The sequence below is a fragment of the Bradyrhizobium sp. CCBAU 51745 genome (genome assembly GCF_028128715.1).
Taxonomy (GTDB): Bacteria; Pseudomonadota; Alphaproteobacteria; order Rhizobiales; family Xanthobacteraceae; genus Bradyrhizobium; species Bradyrhizobium manausense.
Genome location: NZ_LBJP01000003.1, coordinates 133,498 through 157,411, shown reverse-complemented (window position 1 = coordinate 157,411; position 23,914 = coordinate 133,498). Strand labels below are relative to the sequence as shown.

Below are 23,914 nucleotides of genomic sequence, written 5' to 3'. Positions count from 1 at the left end.
GTGGACCTCACGCCTGCTTGCCGGTGGCGGCGAGCTTGATCGCCTCGCGGATGCGCACATAGGTGCCGCAGCGGCAGATGTTGCCGGCCATCGCGGCATCGATGTCGGCATCGTCAGGATTGGGCGTTGTCGCCAGCAGCGCGGCGGCCGCCATGATCTGGCCGGACTGGCAGTAGCCGCACTGGACCACTTCGGCCTCCAGCCAGGCCTTCTGCACCTTCGCACCTGAGGGCGTCGTGCCGACATGCTCGATAGTGGTGATGGCGCGGCTTCCGACCGCGCTGACCGGAAGCACGCAGGAGCGCACCGCCTTGCCGTCGACATGCACCGTGCAGGCGCCGCATTGCGCGATGCCGCAGCCGAACTTGGTGCCGGTCATCCCCAGGATGTCGCGCAGCACCCACAGCAGCGGCATGTCAGGTGGTGCATCGAACGATTTCGTTTCGCCGTTGATGGTGAGAACTGTTGCCATATGCATCCCCTTGCTCGCACCGGATCGCTTGCGGCGACCTGCTCGGCGAAATTTCGCGCGACCATAATCATACCGATGCGCAACGATGAAGCTTTCAAATTCGCAGCAATGCATATCTGCGCCGGCGAAGCGTCACGCCATGACGTTCACGAATTTGTGCGGCGATTGCTGCAAAGCTTTTGGGCTAATTGATATGATAATCGTCATGTTTTGACGCATTTTCGTCCTGACGCCGTCGATCGGAGCAAGACAATCGTGCGAACACGCAAAATCATGCGATGACGAAATTCGTGCGATTGGGAAAGTTGTGAGGCTGCGAGAGACGCACGGAATGTTGCTGTGCCCACGCCCCACGTGTTTTGCCCGACGAGTCAACGGGCATCAGGCGCCGGCGCGGGATGCGGCGCCAAGCCGTTGATTCCTCACGCCCCGGCTACTGTGCATGGGGTTGTTTTCGATATTTTGCTCGCTACAGCTTGTAAGCCGTGCGAAAGCCACCCCAGTGCCGGCCCTGCACGCGGATCGGGACGTCGATCTCGCGCATCATCACCGTGTTGCCGTTGCCCATGTCGCGCGCATAGCTCTGGATCAGATAGGAGCGCTGGTTGTGCGCAGCCGCGAGCCCCGCTGCATCGTTGAAGATGCGGCGGTTGCGGCAATTGGCCGTGTTCCAGGCGACATCGCCCGGCCGCTGCGGATGTGAATAGATCTTGTTGTGAACAGGCAGGAAGCCGTTGCGGTCGACCATGGCGCAGAACGCCATGCGCGGCTCCTTGGCGAGGAAGGCCTCCTGGAACGGCGGCAGCGCGCGGTCGGCCCAGTCGAGATATTTCGTGCGGTATTGCTGCGGATTGGTGCCCGCGATCTCCGCATAGTCGGTGTCGAAGAGGTCGTCCATCTTGACCTCGCCGCGCGCGACGGCCTGCTCGAAGATTTTTGTCAGCGCGTTGCCGGCCTCCATCGCGCGGGTGACGAACTCGGTGTTCTCCTCGTGGATCGACCAGAGCTTGTCTTCGATCTTTTCGCGCAGTTCGGCATTGGGACTGACGAACTGCGTGCGGGCGCCGGCCTTGGATTGCTCGATCACCCGCAGGCGGCAGGCGCCGATATCTTCGAGGCTGCCGTCGATGATCGCCTGGGCTGCGAGCCTGGATGCTTCCGTGCCGCCGATCAAGACGCCGTCCATCGCGATCTCATAGACCGGCAGCACGCCGCGCGCGCTGTCGAATTTGAGATGGCAGGGCAGGCGCTCGGTCTTGCGGCGGTCGTCGTGCTCGCTCTGCTTGAGCAGCACCGCGCAGCGCGATTTCAGCTTCTGCGCGAAGGTCGTCACGGCCTTGCCGGTGCTGGCGACGTTCTCGCCGTGAGCCTCGGCCGCCTTGGTCGCGGCGTCGATCTCGGCCGCGCTCTCGCCGACGGCGATGATGAATTGCGAGGCGCTGCTGGCGTTGCCTGACACCTCGCTGGTGGTGGCATTCTGCTCGGCCACCGCGCCGTTGACGGTGTCGAACACCGGGCGGATCGCCTCGATCGCCTGCGAGATCCGGTGCACCGCGTCGACGGAGCCGGCGGCGTCGCGCTGCAGCGCGTCGATCTTCTTGGAGATCTCCTCCGTCGCGCTCTGGGTCTGCACCGCGAGCGCCTTCACCTCGGTCGCGACGACGGCAAAGCCCTTGCCGGCAGCGCCGGCGCGCGCGGCTTCGATGGTCGAGTTGAGGGCGAGCAGTGTGGTCTGCCGCGCGATCTGGGCGATCAGGTTGACGACGTTGCCGATCGCCGCAGAGGATTCGCGCAGGCGGTCGACATTTTCGCGCGCTTCCTGCGCCGCGGCGCTGGCCTGATCGGCGAGCTTGCCGGCCTCGCGGACCTGCGTGCCGATGCCTCGCGCGGATTGGGTGAACTTGTCGGCGGCATCCGCAAAGCTCGAGGCGTTGGACTGCGCGGCATTGGTCCGCCCGGTCAGCGCGTCGGTACGCCTACGGATATCGGCGAGCGTCGCCGCGGTCGCATCGGCGCCGCCCGCCACCGAATTGGCGGCGCGCTCGAGCTGGCGAATCATGGCGCCGAGCTCGAGTTCCAGCAGTTCCAGGATCTCGCGGGCCGAATCGGCTTCCGTGGCCGGAGCGGGCGCGGGCTGGGCGACCGGCACCGCGGTCTGCGGGCTTGCTGCTGGCGTCACCATGTCGGGCAGGCGCTTCCGGAAAAATGCGAACGCCATTGGGACTACTCTTGTCGGAAGATGGGCGGACGCTATTTTTGCAGGCCGGGATGAAATCAGGGTTAACGGTGCCTGAGTTCTGGGCACTGGCCTCTACGATCTTACCTTAAAGTATGAGAGGCTCTTTCATTCCGGTGGGTTGGCGGCCTATAAGGCCGCGCATCCCCAGGCTTACCTTTGACGCACGATTCCCTAGAGAAGATCACGCATGGCCGGACATTCCCAATTCAAGAACATCATGCACCGCAAGGGGCGGCAGGATGCCCAGAAGTCGAAGCTGTTCGGCAAGCTGGCGCGGGAAATCACCGTCGCAGCCAAGCTCGGCACGCCCGACCCCGCCATGAACCCCCGCCTGCGCGCCGCCGTGATCGCCGCGCGGCAGGAGAACATGCCGAAGGACAATATCGAGCGCGCCATCAAGAAAGCGCTCGGCAGCGATGGCGAAAATTATGACGAGATCCGCTACGAGGGCTACGGCCCGGGCGGCGTCGCCGTCATCGTCGAGGCCCTGACCGACAACCGCAACCGCGCCGCCTCCGACATCCGCTCCTTCTTCACCAAATCCGGCGGCAATCTCGGCGAAACCGGTTCGGTCTCCTTCATGTTCGACCGCACCGGCATCATCGAATATGACCGCAGCGTTGCCGATGACGACGCAGTGCTGGATGCCGCGATCGAGGCCGGCGCCGACGACGTGGTCTCGGGCGAGGGCGGCCACGAAATCTACGCTTCAACGGAAAGCTATCGCGACGTCGCCAAGGCACTGGAAGCCAGGTTCGGCGAGCCGCGCAAAGCCGCGCTGATCTGGAAGCCGCAGAACACGGTCGCGGTCGACGACGAGACCGGCGAGAAGCTGCTCAAGCTGATGGACCTGCTCAACGAGCATGACGACGTCCAGAACGTCTACGCCAATTTCGAGGTATCGGACACCCTGATGGCGAAGATGGGCGGCTGAGGGTCCCTTTCTCCGGGGACTTCTGTTCTGTTTCTGTTTCGCTATCATGGGCCAACCGCTATCACTGGCCCATGACCGCGCTCCCGATTCGCCAACCCGTTCGCATCATCGGCATCGACCCCGGCCTGCGCCGCACCGGCTGGGGCGTGATCGAGGCTGAGGGCAACCGCCTGATCTATGTCGCCTGCGGTTCGGTGGAACCGCCCGACGATCTGCCGCTGTCGAACCGGCTACTGGCGATCCACGAGGGGCTCGCGGCCATTCTCTCCAGCCATCAGCCGATGGAAGCGGCCGTCGAGCAGACCTTTGTGAACAAGGACGGCGTCGCGACGCTGAAACTCGGCCAGGCCCGGGGCGTCGCCATGCTGGCGCCCGCAATGTTCGGCATCTCCGTCGCCGAATACGCGCCGAACCAGGTGAAGAAGACGGTGGTCGGCGCCGGCCATGCCGACAAGCAGCAAATCGCGATGATGCTGAAAATTCTGTTGCCCAAGGCTGAGCCGCCGTCAGCCGATGCCGCCGATGCGCTTGCCATCGCCATCACCCACGCCCATCACCGCCAGAGCACGGCGCTGCGGCTGAAGGTGGCGGGACTATGATCGGTAAGCTCAAGGGCCTGATCGATTCCTATGGCGAGGATTTTGTGATCCTCGACGTCGGCGGCGTCGGTTATCAGGTGCATTGCTCGTCTCGCACCTTGCAGCATTTGCCGTCACCGGGCGAAGCGGCCGTCTTGTCGATCGAGACCTACGTTCGCGAGGACCAGATCAAGCTGTTCGGCTTCCGCACCGACCAGGAGCGCGAATGGTTTCGGCTGCTGCAGACCGTGCAGGGCGTCGGCGCCAAGGTCGCGCTCGCGGTGCTCGGCACGCTGGTGCCGGCCGATCTCGCCAACGCAATTGCTCTGCGCGACAAGGCCGCGGTGGCGCGTACGCCGGGCGTCGGGCCGAAGGTCGCCGAGCGCATCGTCACCGAGCTGAGGGACAAGGCGCCGGCTTTCGCCAGTGTCGATCCCGCCGTCGTGCATCTTGCCGGGGCCATGGACGACCAGCGTGCACCGCGCCCCGTTGCCGATGCGATCTCCGCGTTGGTCAATCTCGGTTATGGCCAGCCGCAGGCGGCTGCGGCGATCGCCTCGGCCTCGCGCAGCGCAGGTGAGAACGCCGAAACGGCACAGCTCATTCGCCTTGGACTGAAGGAGCTCTCGAAGTGAGGGCTGCAAGGCTCAATCTCGTAGGGTGGGCAAAGCGGAGCGTGCCCACCACCTTCGGATTGATCGGAGACATGGTGGCACGGCGCGAAGGGCGCCTTTGCCCACCCTACGAGGAGTTCGCTGAGTGAGCGATCCCAAAGCCAACCGCATGGTCTCGCCCGAGCGCCGCAGCGACGATGTCGGCGACACCGCGCTGCGTCCGCAATCGCTGTCCGACTTCGTCGGCCAGCAGCAGGCGCGCAAGAATCTCTCGATCTTCATCGAGGCGGCGCGCAAGCGCGGCGAAGCGCTGGATCACGTGCTGTTCGTCGGCCCGCCCGGCCTCGGCAAGACCACGCTGGCGCAGATCGTGGCGAAGGAACTCGGCGTCGGCTTTCGTGCGACGTCGGGCCCCGTGATTGCCAAGGCCGGCGATCTCGCCGCGCTGCTGACCAATCTCGAAGAGCGCGACGTGCTGTTCATCGACGAGATTCATCGTCTCAATCCGGCGGTGGAGGAGGTGCTCTATCCCGCGATGGAGGATTTTCAGCTCGACCTCATCATCGGAGAGGGGCCGGCGGCGCGCTCGGTGAAGATCGAGCTGTCGAAGTTCACCCTCGTCGGCGCCACCACGCGTGCGGGCCTGCTCACCAATCCCTTGCGCGATCGCTTCGGCATTCCGGTCCGGCTCAACTTCTATACGATCGAGGAGCTGGAGAGCATCGTCACCCGCGGTGCGCGCGTGCTCAATGTCGGCATGAGCGCTGACGGCGCCAACGAGATTGCGCGCCGCGCCCGCGGCACGCCGCGTATCGCAGGCCGCCTGTTGCGTCGCGTGCGTGATTTCGCCTCAGCCGCCGATGCCGACAAGATCGACCGCAAGATCGCCGACCATGCATTGAGCGCGCTCGAGGTCGATGCCGCCGGCCTCGACGCCATGGATCGCCGCTACCTCACGACCATCGCGACGAACTACGGTGGCGGTCCGGTCGGCGTGGAGACGATGGCCGCGGCGCTGTCCGAGCCACGCGATGCGATCGAAGACATCATCGAACCCTATCTGATCCAGTGCGGCTATCTGCAGCGCACCCCGCGCGGTCGCCTGCTCACCTCGCACGCCTTCCGCCATCTCGGCATCGCCGAGCCTTCGCGCGATGCGACGGCGCAGTTCGGCTTGTTCGGCACCGATGACAGCGACGAGTGATCTGCGGTAACGCGCTGTGCTCTGGCTATCATGAACTTCCGGTAATCATCTGTGCAGATGATCTGCACAAGCGCACCCCAATTCCGCTCCAATCGGGCTGCATTACGGAAGCGCATCACAAGCAGGCTTCCATGATCTCTCGGCGTCATCTCATCCGTTCTGTCGGCGGCCTTTCGGCGCTTGGCATCTCGACGGCCGCCTATGGCGTCGGCGTCGAGCCGGAGCTGCGGCCCCGCATCACGCGCTATCATCCGATGCCGCGACAATGGCCTGCGGACTTGCCACTGAAGATCGCCGCAATCGCCGACATCCATGCCTGCGATCCCTGGATGTCGCTGGAGCGGATCGAGGCCATCGTCGACCAGACCAACGCGCTCAAGCCCGATCTGATCGCCCTGCTCGGCGACTATGTCGCCGGCCATCACCACGTCACCCGCGTTATCCCGGCCGGAGAGTGGGCGAGGGTGCTGGCTGGCCTGAAGGCGCCGCTTGGTGTTCATGCTGTCATGGGCAATCATGACTATTGGGACGACAAGGTCGTGCAACTGGCCGGGCACGGGCCGACGGTCGCCCATCGTGCGCTGGAGACGGCTGGCATTCCCGTCTACGAGAACGACGTTGTGCGTCTGAGCAAGGACGGCCGCTCATTCTGGCTTGCGGGCCTCGGTGATCAGCTCGCTTATGTTGCCGGGCCGCGCTATGGTCACGCGAGCAGTTTTGGGGCCGACGATCTCGATGCGACGCTCGCAAAGATCACCGACGACGCGCCGATCATTCTTCTCGCGCATGAGCCCTATATCGCGACGCGCGTGCCCGCGCGCGTTGCGCTGCAACTGTCCGGTCACACCCATGGCGGACAGGTCCGCTTGCTCGGCTGGTCGCCGGCGCTTCGGCAGCAGCATGGCGTTCCGCTCGTCTATGGCCATCTCCGGCTGAAATGCGACGTCGTCATCTCCGGCGGCCTCGGTTGCAGCATCATCCCGGTCCGCGTCGGCGTGCCGCCGGAGATTGTCGAGGTGACGCTGGGGCGGCCGCCGGTGGCAACGGTGTCTTAGCCGTGCTTGCGCTGCCGGCCGTTTTTGCGCAAAAACGGACCTGTAGCGACAAGCGAAGAGGCTCGCGACGTGACAGCTCATCTCGACGGCGAGATCCGCGACGGCCGCCATCACATGCAGGTCCGCGTCTATTACGAGGACACGGATTTCTCCGGCATCGTCTACCACGCCAACTATCTGCGCTACATGGAGCGCGGGCGCACCAATCACCTGCGTCTGATGGGCGCCGAGCAGCAGGCGCTGTTCGATCAGGTCGAGACGGAAGGTGCTGGCTTCGCCTTCGTGGTGCGCTCGATGCATCTGGACTTCCTCAAGCCGGCGCGGATGGACGACGTGCTTGACGTCGTGACCTGGCCGGTCGCGGTGAAGGGGGCGTCCATCATGCTGGCGCAGGAGGTGCGGCGTGGTGAGGACGTGCTGGTCAAGGCCGAGGTGCGCGTCGCCTTCATCAGCGGCGGCCGCGCCCAGCCGATCCCGAAATCGATCCGTACGCTGATGAAGGCCGATCTGATTTCGTGATCGGTCGATAGGGGATCACCTCTCGACTCCGCCGCGTGTGGCGATAGATTGCGGCCTTGCAAACTGATGAGGCCCTCATGTCGCGCCCGCCGCTTCCGCCCTTCACCCGTGAGACCGCCGCGCAAAAGGCCCGCATGGCCGAGGACGCCTGGAATTCACGTGACCCGGTACGTGTCTCGCTCGCCTATACCGAGGACAGCCGCTGGCGCAATCGCTCCGAAGTATTTCAAGGTCGAGAAGCCATCGTCGCCTTCCTCACCCGTAAATGGGAGAAGGAGCAGGACTACCGCCTGATCAAGGATCTCTGGGCCTTCGATGGCAACCGCATCGCGGTGCGCTTCCAGTATGAATGGCACGACGCCGGTGGACAGTGGTATCGCTCCTACGGCAACGAGCAGTGGGAGTTCGACGAGCACGGTCTGATGCGGCGGCGCGAGGCCTCGATCAACGACATCATGATTGCGGAGATGGATCGGCGGTTTCACTGGCCCGCGCCGGGACCGCGGCCGGCGGATGTGCCGGGACTGGGGACGGATCCGTTCTGAGTAACTCTCAATCCTCATGCGAAGCGCCGTCTCGAACCATGCAGGCCCGGCCGGTACAGCGGGGGCCTCGACCCTTCGAGACGCCCGCCTTTGGCAGGCCTTCAGGGTGAGGAGATGGATTTGCGCGCCAAAAAGCGCGTAATCGCTCCACCGAGCTTCGCGTTGTCCAACGGCTCCGCCAGTGACTGCCTCGCGGTCGCCACGACCTCATCCGGCGCCTTGCCGTCGCGCAGGTCGCAGCAGACTTGCGCGAACTCGACCTCGAACTCAGGATGGGGCTGCACCGTCAGCGTCGCGCCGTTGGCGTAAAGCAAGCCGGCATGCGGGGTGAATTCCGACGAAAGGATGGTCAGCGCATCGTCGGGCGCTTCGATCACCTGGTCCTGATGCGAGCAGGCGATGGCGACCGCTTCGCCGCCAATGACGCCGTTCTCCGGCAGCACCTGATAGACGTGCCGGCCGATGCCCCAGCCCTTTTCGGACTTGCGCACGGTGCCGCCGAGCGCCTGCGCGATCAGCTGATGGCCGAAGCAGACGCCGACCATCGGCGTCTTGTTGGCGTAGGCACTGCGGACGAAATCTTCCAGCGGCGCGATCCAGTCGAGCCCGTCATAGACACCGGCGGCTGCCCCCGTGATCAGCACGGCCTCGAGCTTGCTCGGATCGGGCAGCGCATCGCCATTCGGAATGCTGACGACGTCGACTTCGGCGGTCGGATCCTCGGCGCGGACCATGCGCTCGAACATGTCCGGAAAGGAGCCATGCTGCTCGCGATATTTCGGCGGGACCTGCCCGGTCTCGATGATGGTGATGCGTGCCATATACCCCTCAGGTCAAAGGTAAGCTCAGTCGCTTCCTGCCTCATCTTGCTGGTGTGGCGCTGTGCGCGCCAGCAGCGCGCTCTCCTTGCGGATTTCGCCGAGAAAGGCCTTTGCCAGGCGCGACAGCGGTTCGGCTTCCGACCAGAGCATGTAAGCGACCGCGCGGGTTGTCGGTGTGAACGGCCGTACGACGAGGCCGTGCCCGCCATTCTGACGTGGTGAGAAGGGGTCGACCACGGCGGCACCGACGCCGGCGGCTGCGAGCACGCAGGCGGTGTTGCAATAGCGCACCTCGACCGTCGGCTGGAACGGCGCGCCGGCGCGAGCAAAACTGTCGCGCACGGCTTCGCCGAGCCGCGTGCCGCGCTCGAGCCCGATGAAGGGCAGGCCGGACAAGTCACACGCCGAAATCACGGCCTTGCTTGCGAGCGGATGCTGCGGGGGCACCACGCAAACCATTTCGCCGGTGTGCACCACCTCATGCGCGATACCCGGGTGATGCGTCAGCCCGAGCGCGAAGCCGAGCTCGGCGACATGGCTGAGCACGCCTTCGATGATGCCCTCATAACGCCGGACGTCGAAGAACACGCGCGTCTCCGGGCGGCGGCGCAGGAAGACGGACAGCGCTGTGGGAATGATGCTGTACGCGAGCGGCGGCGTTGCCACGATGGCGAGATGCCCGGCGCGGTTCTCGCGCAGATCGCGCACGCGATTTTCGAGCTTGGCGTGAAGCGCGAAGATCGCCTCGCTCTCCTTGTAGAGCGCCATCGCCTCCGCTGTTGGAAACAGCCGGTTGTTGATGCGCTCGAACAGCGCAAAGCCCGCCTGCGCCTCCATCGTCTTCAGCGCGTTGCTGACCGCCGGCTGCGACAGCGCCAGTTCGTCGGCCGCCGCCACCGTGGTGCGATGGCGGATAACGGCATGCAGGATCTCGAGCTGGCGCAGGTTCATATCACTGGCTGTTATACTCTGGGCCAAAAGATCATAGCACGATGAATTGCTTTTGCAGCCCGGCTTACGCCTAATACCTCGGATTTGCACGCTGGATCAAAGGGTTCACTAGCCCATTGAGGCAGCATTGCGCACAGATTGGAGGCAAACTTGGTTCGTGTCCTTCGCGCCGCCGCCGCCCAGATGGGGCCGACGCAGAAAGCCGATGCGCGTGAGCAGACGCTGTCGCGGATGCTGGCCATGCTGGAGGAAGCGGCGGGCCGCGGCGCCAGCCTCGTGGTGTTTCCCGAACTCGCCTTCACCACCTTCTTTCCGCGCTGGTTTTTGGAAGGCGACGCGCTTGACCAATATTTCGAGCGCGGCATGCCGAACCCGGCCGTGGCAAAACTGTTCGAGCGCGCGCGTGCGCTGCGCGTCGGCTTCTATGTCGGCTATGCCGAGTTGACGCCCGAAGGCCGCCGTTACAATTGCGCCATCCTGGTCGATCGCGACGGCGAGATCCTCGGCCGTTACCGCAAGGTGCATCTGCCGGGGTCGGTCGAGCCTCGCGAGGGTGCGCGCTACCAGCAGCTCGAGAAGCGCTATTTCGAATATGGCGATCTCGGCTTTCCAGCGTTCCGCGCGGGATCTGCCTGGGCGCACGCGATCATGGGCATGATGATCTGCAACGACCGCCGGTGGCCGGAATCCTGGCGCGTGCTTGGCCTGCAGGGCGTCGAGCTGGTCTGCATCGGCTACAATTCGGCGGCCTATGATCCCAATGGCGGCAGCACTGAAGATGCCTCCTTGCGCACTTTCCATTCGACGCTGGTGACGCAAGCAAACGCCTATATGAACGCGACCTGGGCGATCTCGGTGGCCAAGGCGGGCGAGGAGGACGGCTCCGGCCTGATCGGCGGCTCCTGCATCGTCGATCCCAACGGCCGCATCGTCGCGCAGGCGGCGACGTTGACCGACGAGGTGATCGTCGCCGACATCGATCTCGACCTCTGCCGCCAGGGCAAGGACAAGATGTTCAATTTCGCCGCCCACCGGCGGCCTGAGCAGTACAGGGTGATCACCGAGCGCGCCGGCGTCATCGAGCCGGCCGTGCTCGACGCGGACTGAGCAAAATGGCACAGCGCTGGCTTGGATCAGCAACGAAAAAAGCCCGGCAAAGGAAAAGGTTGAAGGAGCTGATATGACACGCCTCTCGCATTTCCTCGCCTTCACGGCGCTGGCTGCGGTGACCTCAGTACAGGCAGCCGAGCTTCCGGCTGAGATCAAGCAGGCGGGCGCGCTCAAGCTCACGGTCAACTCGACCTATGCGCCGATGGAATATCGCGACCCTGCCAGTAACGAGCTGGTTGGGCTCGACATTGATCTTGCGAACGAGCTTGCCAAGCGGCTCGGCGGCCTCAAGATTGTCTGGAGCGAGACGCCGTTCGCCGAGCTGATCCCCTCGCTCCAGACCAAGCGGGCCGATTTCATCATCTCGGGCATCTCCGACCGCGCCTCGCGGCGCGAGACCGCCGATTTCGTCGACTATCTGACCACAGGACCGCAGTTCTTCGTGATGGCCGACAGCGACGCGAAGGCTGCGGCCGATCTCTGCGGCAAGAAGGTCGGCACCACCCGCAGCACCAGCTTCCCGGTCGAGATCGAGAAATGGAGCAAGCAGAATTGCGAAGCCGCCGGCAAGCCGGCGATCCAGTACGTGCCTGGCGAGAACTCGATCGACGTGCGCAACCAGCTCAGGCAGGGCCGCATCGACGCCGCGGTGCAGGGCAGCGAGACGCTGCCTTATGCGCAGACGCAAGAACCTGGAAAATACCGCGTCGTCGGCGAGGCCTTTGCCAGAGGTTATCAAGGCATCATGTTCCGCAAGGACGATGCGGCGCTCCGCGAGGCCGTGACGGAGAAGCTCGCGGCGATGATCGCTGATGGCTCCTACAAGGCGGTGCTCGACAAATGGGGCCTGGGCGCCAATGCGGTCGCCCAGCCCATGCTGAACGCGGCGCCGCAATGAAGCCGGCGCCGGCACTCGCGGAAGGCTTCCCCGACCTGTCGGGAATGCGGATCGCGCGCGAGCCGCACTGGTTTCGCTGGTTCAGCGCCGCCCTGATCGTCCTGGTGCTGGCGGCAATTGCGCGTGCTTTCGCCAATGGCCAGATCGAATGGTCCTATGTCAGCCGTTTCATCACCGCAAAAGTGATCCTCGAAGGCATTGTCAACACCATGGTGATGGCGGTGCTGGCGATGGCGCTCGGCATTGTCCTCGGCATCATCGTGGCGATCATGCGGCTATCGCCCAATCCGGTGCTGAAGACGGTCGCGGCCGGCTACACCTGGTTATTTCGCGGCACGCCGCTGATCCTGCAATTGCTGCTGTGGTTCAACCTGGCGCTGGTGTTTCCGACCATCGGCATTCCCGGCCTGTGGAGCGCGCGCGCCGTCGACGTCATGACGCCATTCCTCGCCGCGCTGCTCGGGCTCGGTATCAACCAGGGCGCCTATACGTCCGAAGTGATGCGCGCCGGCATGCTGTCGGTCGACATCGGGCAATATGAGGCGGCGCAGGCGATCGGCATGGGGCGGCTGCGCGCGCTGCGCCGGATCATCCTGCCGCAGGCGATGCGCGTGGTGATCCCGCCGCTCGGCAACGAGTTCATCGGCATGGTCAAGGCGACCTCGCTCGCGAGCGTCATCCAATATCCCGAGGTGCTGCACAACGCCGAGAACATCTATTACGCCAATTCCCGCGTGATCGAGCTCCTGATCGTCGCGGGCCTCTGGTATCTGCTCGTCGTCTCGATCCTCACCCCGCTCCAGATGCTGCTCGAACGCCGTTTTGCACGCGGCACAATGCGGCTCGCGCGATGACAAAGCCCCTCGTCGCGATCCGCTCCGTAGCTAAGAGCTTTGGAGAGTTCCAGGCTCTCAAAAGCGTCTCGCTCGACGTCTGGCCCGGCGAGGTGATGTGCCTGATCGGTGCCTCGGGCTCAGGCAAGACTACACTGCTTCGTTGCATCAACCAACTCACCGCGATCGACGCCGGCGGCATCTGGCTCGACGGCGAGCTCCTGGGTGTGCGCGAGCAGGGTGGTAAGCTCTACCGCCTCAGCGAGCGTGAGATCGGACGGCAGCGGCTGAAGACCGGTATGGTGTTCCAGCGCTTCAACCTGTTCCCGCACAAGACCGCGCTGGAAAACATCACCGAAGGCCCGCTCCAGGTGCAGGGCCGCAAGGCTGACGAAGTGCGCACTGAAGCGCTCGAGCTACTTCGTCGCGTCGGGCTTGCAGCCAAAGCCAACTCCTATCCCGCGCAGCTCTCCGGCGGCCAGCAGCAGCGCGTGGCGATCGCCCGGGCGCTTGCGATGAAACCGATGCTGATGCTGTTCGACGAGCCGACCAGCGCGCTCGATCCGGAGCTGGTCGGCGAGGTGCTTGCCGTGATGAAAGAGCTGGCCAAGAGCGGCATGACCATGATGGTGGTGACGCACGAGCTCGGCTTTGCGCGCGAGGTCGCCGACCGCGTCGTCTACATGGACCAGGGCGCGATCGTCGAGCAGGGCCGCGCCTCGGACGTCTTGGGCACGCCGCGCGAAGAGCGTACCAGGGCATTTCTTTCGGCTGTAATCTGAAGTTGGGGATGTGATGATGAAAAGACTTTTGCTTACGGCGGCGTTCCTGGGCGCCATGAGCGCATCGGTGGTGGCGATCGAGCTGCCACCTGATATCGCCAAACGCGGCAGCCTAAAGGTCGCGCTGGTGCCGAACTATCCGCCGATGGAGTTCCGCGATCCCGCCACCAATGCTCTGTCCGGATTCGACGTCGATCTCGGCGAGGCGATCGGCCGCAAGCTCGGGGTCAAGATCGAATGGACCGAGACCAGCTTTGCCGAGTTCATGCCGTCGATCTCGACGGGGCGGGTGGATGCCATCCTGTCCGGCTTCACCGATTATGCGAGCCGGCACGAGATTGCCTCCTTCGTCGACTATCTGCGCAGCGGTCCAAAGTTCTTCGTGCAGCAGTCCCGTGCGGCGGAGTTCAAGAATATGGCCGCCTTGTGCGGCAAGAAGGTCGGCGCCAGCCGCCGCACCATGTTTCCGGCCGAGATCGACAAATGGAGCCAGCAGAACTGCGCGGGCAATCCGATCCAGTTCGTCGGCACCGACGGCTCGGCCGATGCGCGCACGCAGCTCAAACAGGGCCGAATCGACGCCGCCGTGCAGGGCAACGAGACTCTGCCTTATGTGATGGACCTCGAGCCGGGCACCTATGCGCCGGTCGGCGATCCCTTCGCGACGCAATTCACGGGCATTGCGCTGCCGGTCAAGGAAAAGGCGTTGCAGCAAGCGATCGTCGAGGCCATCGATGCGCTGATCGCCGACGGCACCTATCGTACGCTGTTGGCGAAATGGAAACTGAACGACAACGGAATAGAGAAGGCGACCATCAATGCTGGACAGTAAGGCACTCCAGAGCATTCCGCTCACCCCAGCCAACACCGCGGATCCCGCGCCGGACTATCCGTGGCCGAAGCCGTACACATCGGCGATGTTCCTGTCGTTCGACGTCGATGCCGAGACCGCGTGGACCAGCAAGGACGCGCTGCACGCGCAGCGGCTCATCACCATGAGCTATGGCGGCTATGAAGCGCGCGTCGGCACGCCCAAGCTTCTGGAACTGCTCGATCAGCTCGATCTCAAGGCGACCTTCTTCGTCACGGGCTGGTCGGTCGATGCGCATCCAGCCATGGCGGAATCGATCCTCAAGGCCGGCCACGAGATCGGCCATCACGGCTATCACCATCTCTTGCCCGATCCCGGCGATCCCTGGATCGAGGAGGAGCTGGAGCGCGGTTTCGAGGCGTTGAAGCGCCGGCTCGGCGTCAAGCCGACCGGATACCGCGCACCCTATGGCGAGTTCACCGAGGAGCTGCGCGTGGCGCTGGTCCGCCATGGCATCGTCTACACTTCCTCGTTCCGCGACGACGTCAGGCCCTATCGGCATCGCCTCGCCGACGGCAAGCCCGGCACGATCGAGCTGCCGGTGACGGCGAGCTATGACGACTGGATGCATGGTCTCTCCGCCCGCTTCAGCCCGCGCTCGATCTTTCCCAAGGAGCATGTGCTCTCGATCTGGAAGGACGAGCTGGATGAAGTGCGCGACTGGGGCGCGATGGTGACGACCGTGCTGCATCCGCAATGCAGCGGTCGTCCGATGCGGCTGCGGCTGCTGCGCGAGTTCCTCACCTACGCAAAATCATGCCCTGACGTCTGGATCACCACCGGTGAGAAGATCGCGGAAAACTTCCTGCGCCACGAGGCCGCCAAGCGTTGAGAAGTGCCAGTGAGCCTTGCCAGTGAGCCTTGCCAGTGAGCCTTGCAGTGAGCCTTGCCAATGAGCCTCGCCATGACCCGTCGCCGCATCCTCGTCATCAACCCCAACTCCTCGGCGTCGGTGACGGCGGCGATTGACGACGCGGTGGCGCCGCTGCGCATCGCGGGCGGGCCCGAGATCGAGGTGGTCGGTCTTGCCGAGGGGCCGCCAAGCATCAGCTCGCAGCGCGATGCCGACAGCGTGGTGATGCCGCTGGTGAACCGTGTATCGCGCGACAACGCGGATGCCTTCGTGCTCGCCTGCTTCAGCGATCCCGGCCTGCACGCGGTGCGCGAGGCCGCTGGCGGACGCCCCGTCATGGGTATCGCCGAATGCGGCATCTTTCGCGCGCTGATGCTCGGCGAACGTTTCGGCATCATCGCTCTGTCGCCGTCGAGCATCCGCCGTCAGCAGCGCATGGCGCGGGTGATGGGCGTCGACGGCCGTTATGCCGGCAGCTGGTCGGTCGGCGCCAGCGCGGCCGAGACGGCAGGCGCGGACATCCGCGGCCGGTTGATCGAGGCTGGCCGCGCGCTGGTCACGCAATATCGCGCCGATGTCGTGGTGATGGGCTGTGCGGGAATGGCCTCGCACCGAGGGGCGATTGCCGATGCGATCGGTGCGCCCGTGGTTGAGCCGGCGCAACAGGCGGTGGCCGTCGCGATCGGTGCGGTCTTGTTGAATACGTAAGGTACGTTTAGGAGCCTCTAGGAATGCTGATCTCCCGTCGTTCGCTCCTCAAGGCCGCCGCAGCGATGCCGGCGCTCTCATTGCCGGGCATCGTCCGCGCTGAATCGCAGTCGACCCTGCGCTTCATCCCCGTCATCGACCTCGCCTTCGTCGATCCCATCTATTCGACCGCGCAGGTGTCGCGAAACCATGGCTTCATGGTCTACGACACGCTCTATGGCATGAGCGCCTCGCTCCAGGTCTCGCCGCAGATGCTGTCGGGCCACGTCATCTCGGGCGACCAGCTGCAGTGGGACCTGACGCTTCGCGACGGCCTGTTCTGGCACGATGGTGAGCGCGTGCTCGCACGCGATTGCGTCGCCAGCATCCGCCGCTGGGCGGCGCGCGACGGTTTTGGCGGCGAGCTGATGGAGGCGACCAACGAATTGTCAGCCGCCGACGACCGCACCATCCGCTTCCGTCTCAAGCGTCCGTTTCCGTTGCTGCCGCAAGCGCTGGGTAAGGCCGCGATCAACGCCTGCTTCATGATGCCGGAACGGCTGGCGAGCCAGGATCCGTTCAAGCCGCTGACCGAGGTGATCGGCAGCGGCCCGTTCCGTTATCTCACTGATGAGCGCGTGCAGGGCGCGCGCAACGCCTACGCAAAGTTTGAGCGCTATCAGCCGCGCACCGACGGCAAGCCGGATTGGACCGCGGGCCCGAAGATCGTGCATTACGACCGCGTGGTCTGGACCACCACGCCCGATGCCGGCACCGGTGTTGCCGCGCTCCAGACCGGCGAGCAGGACTGGCAGGAGACCACGCCGCACGATCTGCTGCCGATCATCAAGGCCGCCGGCGATATCGAGACGCGCATCCTCGATCCCAGAGGTTACGCCTGCATGCTGCGGCTCAATCATCTTCAGCCGCCCTTCGACAATCCTGCCATCCGCCGCGCGCTGTTAGGCGCGATCGACCAATCCGCCTTCATGACGGCGGTGGCCGGCACCAATCCGGCGTTTCAGGTCTCGCCGATCGGCTTCTTCGCGCCGGGCACGCCCATGGCGAACGAAGTCGGCCTCGACGTGTTCCGCGGTCCGCGCGACTACGAGAAGGTCAAAGCTGAGCTGAAGGCCGCCGGCTACAATGGCGAGAGGATCGTGCTGCTCGTCCCCACCAACTCGCTGGCGCAGAAGCCGCTCGGCGAGATCGCGGTGGATAGCTTGCGCAAGGCCGGCATGAACGTCGAATATGCGGGCCTCGATTTCGCCGTGGTGTTGCAGCGCCAGCTCAAGAAGGATCCGATCGGGCAGGGCGGCTGGAGCGCGGCGGTCGGCAACTGGCAGGGCATCGATTGGCTCAATCCGGCCGGCAATACCAACATTCGCGGCGAAGGCAAGGTGGCCGGCTGGTATGCGAGCGAGAAGATGGGGCCATTGCGCAGCCAGTGGCTGGCGGCCTCCGAGCTTGCCGAACAGCAGCGCATCTGCCGCGAGATCCAGGCCGTCGCGTTCGAGGAAATCCCCTATATTCCAATCGGCCTGTACAAGCAGCCGACTGCCTATCGCAAAGATATCACCGGCATTCTCGACGGCACCGCCGTGTTCTGGAACGTACGCCCCGCATGAGCACCACAGCAATTTTCGGCAGCTATGTGCTGTCACGCAAGGAGGGCGCGCAGGACGTGCTGCGCGACCATTGGGTTCTGGTCGAAGGCAAGAAGATCGCGGCCGTCACGCGCGACAGGCCGCGCGCAGATCAGGTCTACGATCGTCCTGGCCGCTTCGTGCTGCCGGGCCTGTTGAACCTGCATAATCACTGCTTCTCTGAAGCCGTGGCGCGCAGCCACAGCGAGGATGGCAATGGCCGCAAAAACAACCAGAGCATCGTCTATACGGTGCTGCTGCCGCTGACCAAGCGCGGCGCGGAGATCCTGTCGGCGGAAGAGCGCCTCGCGGTGGCGCGGCTCGGCATCCTTCAGCTGCTCAAGGGCGGCGCCACCACGGTGATGGAACCGTTCCGCAACTCGATCCCCGAGATGTTCGACGCGGCGGAGGAGATGGGCATCCGCTTCTACGGCGCGCCCTATCTGTTCTCGACCTCCGACGCCAAAGCCGGCCCGGATGGCGTGGTTCGCTATTCCGGCGACGACGGCGCCGCCGACATGGCAACGTGGGACGCACTCTATCAGCGCTGGAACAATCGCGGCGACGGTCGCATCAACCTCGCGATGAGCCCGCACGCCACCGACACCTGCGGCCCCGATTTGCTCAAGGCCTGCGCCACCCGGGCGCGCGAGCTCGGCGTGCCCATCACGACGCACATGGCGCAGAGCCGCGCCGAGGTCGCGACCATCGGCAAGCGTTACGGCGGCCGCACGCCGGCGGAATATCTCGACTGGCTCGGCCTGCTTGCGCCCGATCTGATGGCGGCGCATTGCATGTTCAGCAGCGACGATGATCTCAAGCTGATGGCCGCGCGCGGCATGACCGTGCTGAACTGCCCGCGCGTGTTCGCGCGCGCCGGCATCACCGCAGCGTTCAGCCGCTTCGCCGAGCACGGCGTCCGCACCGTGGTCGGCACCGACGGCTACAACATGGACCTGCTCGGCGAGCTCAATGCGGCCTCGCTGATCTCCAAGATCACCTCGGCCCGCGCCGACGTCGCCAATTCGCCCGAGCTGATCGAGGCGAACACGGCGGTGGCCGCCGACGTGATCAACCGTCCGGATCTCGGCCGCATCGAGCCGGGCACCACCGCCGACCTCACCGTGGTCGACCTTACCCATCCGCATCTTCAGCCGTTGTTCGACCCGCGCCGCGCGCTGATCGCGCTCGCCAACCGCGCCAATATCGATCAGGTCATGGTCGATGGCCGTATGCTGATCGATGAGGGCCGCTATCTCGGCGCGGATGAGGCTGCCATGGTTGCGGCAGGTACTGCTGCGATCGGCAAGATCTGGGACCTGCCGGAGGCGCAGGCTGCGTTCAACGGCTAGCTCTCAAACTCCGCCAGCGATTTCCGCATGGTCTCGACCAGATCGAGCGCGACCGGCGAGGGGCTGCGCTGCGCCGGAAACACCGCGGAGAACTCGAAGTCGATGCGCGGCAGGAAGCGGCGCACGACGACGCCGCGGGTGGAGAATTCCTGTGCGGTGAAGGGATCGCAGATCGCAACGCCCAGCCCTGATGACACCAAGCCGCACATGATCTCGGACAGCGCGGTCTCCACCCGCAGCACGCGGCGGACATCGTGGCGATGAAAGATCTGGTCGATGAGGTGCCGGCTCGACGATCCCGCCGAGAGCGAGATGAAGGTCTCGCCCTCGAAGTCCTGCGGCTCCAGCACTGGCTTTTCCGCGAGGCGATGACCGGTCGGTAGTACCGCGACGCGCGCAGGCGCCGGCAGCTTCTGGCTTGGCAGGCCGGAATGCGCGATCGGCACCTCGGCAAAACCGACGTCGCACTGATTGTTCAGCACCCAGTCGACCACGATCGGCGAGATCACGCCGAAGAAGGCGAGGTTGAGGTTCGGCCGCTCTTTCAGAAAGTGACCCGTGAGCCGCGGCAAGTATCCGTTTGACAGCGCCGGCAGTGCCGCGATCCGCAGCGAGCCGGTGCGGCGTCCCCGGATTTCCTCCGCTGCGGCGGCGATACGCTCGAGGCCGACGAAGGAGCGCTCCACTTCGGTGTAGAGCGCCATCGCAGCGGCGGTCGGCACCAGGCCCGTACCGCGCCGCTCGAACAGCTCCATCTTCAACAGCGCCTGGAGGTCGCGCAGCAACCGGCTGACCGCCGGCTGCGTGACTGTCATCAGCGCCGCAGCTTCGGTGACGCTGCCGGTCAGCATCATCGCCCGGAAGGCCTCCACCTGCCGCGAGTTGATCCGCGCCATCGCAAATCCAATTCATAACATTTAGGCATGTAGATGGTGCCATTATTCATTGGACGATGGAAGCTGGGGTTTGCGATCTTTTTCATCAGAGCTGGAGACAGACCGCTTTTTCGGCAGATTGGGGCTCAAAACGTCCCAGATCGCGCCAGAACCCGTCGAGCAGGGGCCGGAGCCCTGCTTCAAAGGGGATCGGCGCGGAAGGAAATGCGGCAAGTCGCTTCTCGCAGGGTTTGTCGGCACGTCACCTCATTCCGGTATTGGAGATCGGTCCTCATGAAGACTTCTAGCCTTCTGACCGCGGTCAGCATCGCAGCGCTCATTGCCATCCCAACGGCCGTCTCGGCCCAGCAGAAAACGCTCTATGTCGCCGGCTATGGCGGCTCGTTCGAGAAGACCATCCGCGACGAGGTGATCCCGACCTTCGAGAAGGAGAACAACGTCAAGGTCGAGTACGTCGCCGGCAACTCGACCGACACGCTGGCAAAACTCCAGGCGCAGAAGAGCAACCAGCAGATCGACGTCGCCATCGTTGACGACGGCCCGATGTATCAGGCGATCCAGCTCGGCTTCTGCGGCAAGCTCGACGGCCTGCCGACCGCCGATCTCTACGACACCGCACGCTTCAAGGATGACCGCGCGGTCGCGATCGGCATCGTCGCGACTGGTCTGATGTACAACACCAAAGTATTCGCGGACAAAGGCTGGGCGCCGCCGACCTCGTGGAACGATCTGAAGGACACGAAATACGCCAAGCAGCTCGTGATCCCGCCGATCAACAACACCTATGGTCTCGAAGCGCTCGTGATGCTGTCAAAGATGAACGGCGGCGGCGAGTCCAACGTCGATTCCGGCTTCAAGATCTTCAAGGACGAGATCAATCCGAACGTGCTCGCCTATGAGCCGTCGCCGGGCAAGATGACCGAGCTGTTCCAGTCCGGCCAGGCCGTGATCGCGGTGTGGGGCACCGGCCGCGTGCAGAGCTTTGCCAATACCGGCTTCCCCGTCGACTTCGTCTATCCGAAGGAAGGTGCGGCAACGCTGCTGACCACTGCGTGTCCGATCAACAAGCCCAACGCCTCGCCGCTCGCATCCAGCTTCGTGAAAATGCTGCTCGATCCAAAGATCCAGCTCGTGATGCTGAAGGATTACGGCTACGGCCCGGTGCTGAAGTCGCTGAAGGTGCCGCCGGAACTCGGCAAGATGGCGCCGATCGGCGAGCGTGCAGCCAAGCTCTATAATCCGGATTGGACCGCCATCAACGACAAGCGCGAGGAGTGGACCAAGCGCTGGAATCGCGAGGTCGAGCGCTGATCTGATCGTCCGCGGCGGAGACAGCGTATGGCCTATCTCGAGCTCGATCGGGTCGCCAAGCAATTCGGTGCGCAGACAGTGGTCGATGACTTCAGTCTCGCGGTCGGCAAGGGGGAATTCATCTCCTTCCTTGGTCCCTCCGGTTGCGGCAAGACCACGACCTTGCAGATGATCGCGGGCTTCCTCGATCCCACGCGCGGCGCGATCCGCCTGGAGGACAAGGACCTCACCGCGATCCACCCGGCCAAGCGTGGCCTCGGCATCGTGTTCCAGAGTTATGCGCTGTTTCCGCACATGACCGCGGCGGAGAACGTCGCCTTCGGCCTCGAGATGCGCAATGTGCCGCGCAATGATCGGGCCGAGCGCGTCCGTGCCGCGCTCGCGATGGTGGGCCTCGCCGGTTACGAGGACCGCCATCCCCGCCGCATGTCCGGCGGCCAGCAGCAGCGCGTGGCGCTGGCACGCGCGCTGGTGATCAAGCCGAGCGTGCTGCTGCTCGACGAGCCGCTGTCCAACCTCGACGCAAAACTGCGCGAGGAGATGCAGATCGAGCTGCGCCAGATCCAGCGCACCATCGGCACCACCACCATCCTGGTCACCCATGACCAGAACGAGGCGATGTCGCTGTCCGACCGCATCGTGGTGATGAGCCAGGGCAAGATCGAGCAGATCGGCACGCCGCAGGAGACCTACGAAAAGCCGGCATCGGCCTTCGTCTCGCAGTTTTTGGGCAAGACCAACGACTTTGCCGGCACGATTGATCGGACCGCCACGCCGGCACAACTCGTGGCCGGCTCCTGGAGTGCGCCGGCGCCTGCGGGTCTCAGCGGCCCCGTCACCGTTAGTATTCGCCCCGAACGTATCGGCTTCGGCAATGCTGGCCTTAACGCAAAGATCGTCACCCGCATCTTCCAGGGCAATCACTGGCTGTTCCAGTGCGAGAGCGAATGCGGCCTTGCGATCGTGATCCGTCAGAACGACGGCAAGCCGCAGCCGGCCGAAGGCGAGGCGGTTCGCCTCACCTGGAGTTCCCAAGACATGAGTGTGCGCCCGAGGGCTGGCGCATGAGCATGGCCGCCGAGGAGCGCAGCGCGCGTGCGCCATGGGCGTTGACGGCGCCCGCCTTGATGCTGTTCGTCGGCGTGCTGGTGATCCCGCTCGCCATGACCGTGATGCTGTCTTTCCACGATTGGGGCCAGTACAAAGGCATCGAGCCGGTCTTCATTCTCAAGAACTGGCGTGAGATCGCGACCGATCCCTATTACGCCGAGATGTTCTGGCGAACCTTTCGCATCGCGATCCTGACCACGCTGCTCACCGCGCTGTTAGGCGCGCCCGAAGCCTACATCCTCAACCGCATGAGCGGCCGCTGGAAGAGCTTTTTCCTGCTGGTCATTCTCGGCCCGTTGCTGATCTCGGTGGTGGCGCGCACGCTCGGCTGGGCGCTGCTGTTCGGCGGCAACAACGGCCTCGTCAACAAGCTTCTGATGACGCTTGGCGTGATCCGTTCGCCCATTCCCTTTATGTTCACCGAAACAGGAATGGTCGTCGCGCTCGCGCACGTGATGATGCCGTTCATGGTGCTGTCGGTCTGGGCGGCGTTGCAACGGCTCGATCCGCAGATCGAGAATGCCGCGATGTCGCTCGGCGCCGGACCCGTCACCATCATCCGCCGCATCATCATGCCGCAGATCATGCCGGGCGTGCTGTCGGGCGCGATCATCGTGTTCTCGCTTTCGGCCAGCGCCTTTGCGACGCCCGCGATCATCGGCGGCCGCAGGCTCAAGGTCGCGGCGACGCTCGCCTATGACGAATTCCTCAACACGCTGAACTGGCCCCTGGGGGCGGCCGTCGCCACGTTGCTGCTGGTCGCGCTGGTGCTGATCGTGGTCGGCAGCAACGCACTGATCGAACGCCGCTATGCGGAGGTGTTCCGATGAGCCGGAACGGCCCGCTCGCACTGATCTTCCACACCGTCTTCGTCATCGTCATGGTGGCGCCGATCCTGGTGGTCTGCCTCGTCGCCTTCACCCCCGAGGGTTTTCTGTCGTTGCCGACCAACGGCTTTTCGCTGCGCTGGTTCAGGGCGATCGCGCAATATCCCGAATTCATCCATGCGTTCTGGGTCAGTCTCGGTCTTGGCGCGCTGTCGTCCTTCGTGGCGTTGCTGTTTGCCGTGCCGGCGGCGCTCGCGATCGCGCGCTATCGCTTCCGCGGCCGCGATGCGCTCGCGGCGCTGTTCCTCTCGCCGCTAATGATCCCGCATGTCGTGCTCGGCATCGCCTTCCTGCGTTTCTTCACATCGGTTGGCTTTGGCGGCAGTTTTGCGGCGCTGATCATCGCGCATGTCGTCATCGTGTTTCCATTCGCGCTGCGGCTGACGCTGGCAGCGGCAACCGGCATGGACCACACCGTCGAGATGGCCGCGGTCTCGCTCGGTGCCGGCGGCTGGACGCTGTTTCGCCGGGTGACCCTGCCGTTGATCCTGCCCGGCGTCATCAGCGGCTGGGCGCTCGCCTTCATCCAGTCCTTTGACGATCTCACCATGACCGTCTTCCTCGCCGCACCCGGCACCGAGACGTTGCCGGTGCGCATGTTCCTTTATATCCAGGACAACATCGATCCGCTGGTGACGTCGGTCTCGGCCTGCGTGATCGCTGTCACCATGACCGCCCTCATTCTGCTCGACCGCTTCTACGGGCTCGACCGCGTGCTCGTCGGCAAGGGCGATGCGGGACGATAG

25 protein-coding genes are annotated in these 23,914 nt (G+C 64.5%); 20 read left to right on the top strand and 5 right to left on the bottom strand.

Annotated elements, in window-relative coordinates:
• Window positions 1-7 precede the first annotated feature (7 nt).
• Together XH98_RS03480 and XH98_RS03475 are read right to left on the bottom strand one after the other, a co-directional pair.
• Window positions 8-472, bottom strand: a complete 465-nt coding sequence (locus XH98_RS03480) for a (2Fe-2S)-binding protein (RefSeq protein ID WP_271617806.1) — start codon at window positions 470-472, stop codon at window positions 8-10.
• A gap of 469 nt (window positions 473-941) precedes the next feature.
• Window positions 942-2,690: a methyl-accepting chemotaxis protein gene (locus tag XH98_RS03475; RefSeq protein WP_271617805.1), complete on the bottom strand. Its 1,749-nt coding sequence runs from the start codon at window positions 2,688-2,690 to the stop codon at window positions 942-944.
• Between the two features lie 208 nt (window positions 2,691-2,898).
• Here XH98_RS03475 and XH98_RS03470 point away from each other — a divergent pair, with 208 nt between their 5' ends.
• The 7 genes from XH98_RS03470 (at window position 2,899) to XH98_RS03440 (ending at window position 8,160) form a co-directional block, all read left to right on the top strand.
• Complete coding sequence (locus XH98_RS03470) at window positions 2,899-3,645, top strand: YebC/PmpR family DNA-binding transcriptional regulator (protein WP_271617804.1); 747 nt, start codon at window positions 2,899-2,901, stop codon at window positions 3,643-3,645.
• A gap of 71 nt (window positions 3,646-3,716) precedes the next feature.
• Window positions 3,717-4,244, top strand: coding sequence for a crossover junction endodeoxyribonuclease RuvC (gene ruvC, locus XH98_RS03465; protein ID WP_220002060.1), 528 nt, complete (start codon window positions 3,717-3,719; stop codon window positions 4,242-4,244).
• On the top strand, window positions 4,241-4,858 hold the full coding sequence (ruvA, locus tag XH98_RS03460; protein WP_057759278.1) for a Holliday junction branch migration protein RuvA: 618 nt from the start codon (window positions 4,241-4,243) through the stop codon (window positions 4,856-4,858). The genes ruvC and ruvA overlap by 4 nt, the downstream gene beginning before the upstream one ends.
• A gap of 124 nt (window positions 4,859-4,982) precedes the next feature.
• Window positions 4,983-6,041 (top strand): Holliday junction branch migration DNA helicase RuvB, encoded by a 1,059-nt coding sequence (gene ruvB / locus XH98_RS03455; RefSeq protein ID WP_057759275.1) that lies wholly within the window; start codon window positions 4,983-4,985, stop codon window positions 6,039-6,041.
• A 131-nt stretch (window positions 6,042-6,172) separates the two neighbouring features.
• Window positions 6,173-7,096: a metallophosphoesterase gene (locus XH98_RS03450; RefSeq protein ID WP_271617803.1), complete on the top strand. Its 924-nt coding sequence runs from the start codon at window positions 6,173-6,175 to the stop codon at window positions 7,094-7,096.
• A gap of 69 nt (window positions 7,097-7,165) precedes the next feature.
• A complete protein-coding gene (gene ybgC, locus XH98_RS03445; RefSeq protein ID WP_082813630.1) occupies window positions 7,166-7,615 on the top strand; it encodes a tol-pal system-associated acyl-CoA thioesterase in 450 nt (149 codons plus the stop codon).
• A gap of 77 nt (window positions 7,616-7,692) precedes the next feature.
• Window positions 7,693-8,160, top strand: coding sequence for a nuclear transport factor 2 family protein (locus tag XH98_RS03440; RefSeq protein ID WP_271617802.1), 468 nt, complete (start codon window positions 7,693-7,695; stop codon window positions 8,158-8,160).
• 101 nt (window positions 8,161-8,261) lie between these two features.
• On the opposite strand, the gene XH98_RS03435 is transcribed toward XH98_RS03440, so the two are convergent.
• Both XH98_RS03435 and XH98_RS03430 read right to left on the bottom strand, forming a co-directional pair.
• Window positions 8,262-8,981 carry a type 1 glutamine amidotransferase gene (locus tag XH98_RS03435; protein WP_271617801.1) on the bottom strand — a complete coding sequence of 240 codons (720 nt, stop codon included), beginning with the start codon at window positions 8,979-8,981 and terminating at the stop codon, window positions 8,262-8,264.
• Between the two features lie 24 nt (window positions 8,982-9,005).
• The gene (locus XH98_RS03430; protein ID WP_271617800.1) at window positions 9,006-9,932 is read right to left on the bottom strand and encodes a LysR family transcriptional regulator; all 927 of its coding nucleotides are present in this window, start codon (window positions 9,930-9,932) and stop codon (window positions 9,006-9,008) included.
• 150 nt (window positions 9,933-10,082) lie between these two features.
• On the opposite strand from XH98_RS03430, the gene XH98_RS03425 reads away from it, so the two are divergent.
• The 9 genes from XH98_RS03425 to XH98_RS03385 all read left to right on the top strand — a co-directional run bounded on the left by XH98_RS03425 (window position 10,083) and on the right by XH98_RS03385 (window position 18,964).
• Complete coding sequence (locus tag XH98_RS03425; RefSeq protein ID WP_083514855.1) at window positions 10,083-11,039, top strand: N-carbamoyl-D-amino-acid hydrolase; 957 nt, start codon at window positions 10,083-10,085, stop codon at window positions 11,037-11,039.
• A 73-nt stretch (window positions 11,040-11,112) separates the two neighbouring features.
• Window positions 11,113-11,940: an ABC transporter substrate-binding protein gene (locus tag XH98_RS03420; RefSeq protein ID WP_271617799.1), complete on the top strand. Its 828-nt coding sequence runs from the start codon at window positions 11,113-11,115 to the stop codon at window positions 11,938-11,940.
• On the top strand, window positions 11,937-12,794 hold the full coding sequence (locus XH98_RS03415; protein WP_057759265.1) for an amino acid ABC transporter permease: 858 nt from the start codon (window positions 11,937-11,939) through the stop codon (window positions 12,792-12,794). The genes XH98_RS03420 and XH98_RS03415 overlap by 4 nt, the downstream gene beginning before the upstream one ends.
• Window positions 12,791-13,555 carry an amino acid ABC transporter ATP-binding protein gene (locus XH98_RS03410; protein WP_271617798.1) on the top strand — a complete coding sequence of 255 codons (765 nt, stop codon included), beginning with the start codon at window positions 12,791-12,793 and terminating at the stop codon, window positions 13,553-13,555. The genes XH98_RS03415 and XH98_RS03410 overlap by 4 nt, the downstream gene beginning before the upstream one ends.
• A 16-nt stretch (window positions 13,556-13,571) precedes the next feature.
• Window positions 13,572-14,387: an ABC transporter substrate-binding protein gene (locus tag XH98_RS03405; RefSeq protein ID WP_271617797.1), complete on the top strand. Its 816-nt coding sequence runs from the start codon at window positions 13,572-13,574 to the stop codon at window positions 14,385-14,387.
• A complete protein-coding gene (locus tag XH98_RS03400; protein WP_271617796.1) occupies window positions 14,374-15,258 on the top strand; it encodes a polysaccharide deacetylase family protein in 885 nt (294 codons plus the stop codon). Before XH98_RS03405 ends, XH98_RS03400 begins: the two co-directional genes overlap by 14 nt.
• 72 nt (window positions 15,259-15,330) lie before the next feature.
• Window positions 15,331-15,987, top strand: coding sequence for an aspartate/glutamate racemase family protein (locus tag XH98_RS03395; RefSeq protein ID WP_271617795.1), 657 nt, complete (start codon window positions 15,331-15,333; stop codon window positions 15,985-15,987).
• Between the two features lie 23 nt (window positions 15,988-16,010).
• A complete protein-coding gene (locus XH98_RS03390) occupies window positions 16,011-17,594 on the top strand; it encodes an ABC transporter substrate-binding protein (RefSeq protein WP_271617794.1) in 1,584 nt (527 codons plus the stop codon).
• Window positions 17,591-18,964, top strand: a complete 1,374-nt coding sequence (locus XH98_RS03385) for an amidohydrolase family protein (protein ID WP_271617793.1) — start codon at window positions 17,591-17,593, stop codon at window positions 18,962-18,964. The genes XH98_RS03390 and XH98_RS03385 overlap by 4 nt, the downstream gene beginning before the upstream one ends.
• On the opposite strand, the gene XH98_RS03380 is transcribed toward XH98_RS03385, so the two are convergent.
• Complete coding sequence (locus XH98_RS03380) at window positions 18,961-19,860, bottom strand: LysR substrate-binding domain-containing protein (protein ID WP_271617792.1); 900 nt, start codon at window positions 19,858-19,860, stop codon at window positions 18,961-18,963. The genes XH98_RS03385 and XH98_RS03380 overlap by 4 nt on opposite strands.
• A gap of 273 nt (window positions 19,861-20,133) precedes the next feature.
• On the opposite strand from XH98_RS03380, the gene XH98_RS03375 reads away from it, so the two are divergent.
• Genes XH98_RS03375 through XH98_RS03360 form a run of 4 tightly spaced genes read left to right on the top strand, consistent with a single transcriptional unit; the run spans window position 20,134 to window position 23,914 of the window.
• Complete coding sequence (locus XH98_RS03375) at window positions 20,134-21,171, top strand: ABC transporter substrate-binding protein (protein WP_271603847.1); 1,038 nt, start codon at window positions 20,134-20,136, stop codon at window positions 21,169-21,171.
• Window positions 21,172-21,198: 27 nt separating this feature from the next.
• Entirely contained in the window at window positions 21,199-22,239 is a 1,041-nt protein-coding gene (locus tag XH98_RS03370; RefSeq protein WP_271603848.1) for an ABC transporter ATP-binding protein, read from the top strand.
• The gene (locus XH98_RS03365; protein ID WP_057759249.1) at window positions 22,236-23,111 is read left to right on the top strand and encodes an ABC transporter permease; all 876 of its coding nucleotides are present in this window, start codon (window positions 22,236-22,238) and stop codon (window positions 23,109-23,111) included. The genes XH98_RS03370 and XH98_RS03365 overlap by 4 nt, the downstream gene beginning before the upstream one ends.
• Entirely contained in the window at window positions 23,108-23,914 is an 807-nt protein-coding gene (locus XH98_RS03360; protein ID WP_271603850.1) for an ABC transporter permease, read from the top strand. The genes XH98_RS03365 and XH98_RS03360 overlap by 4 nt, the downstream gene beginning before the upstream one ends.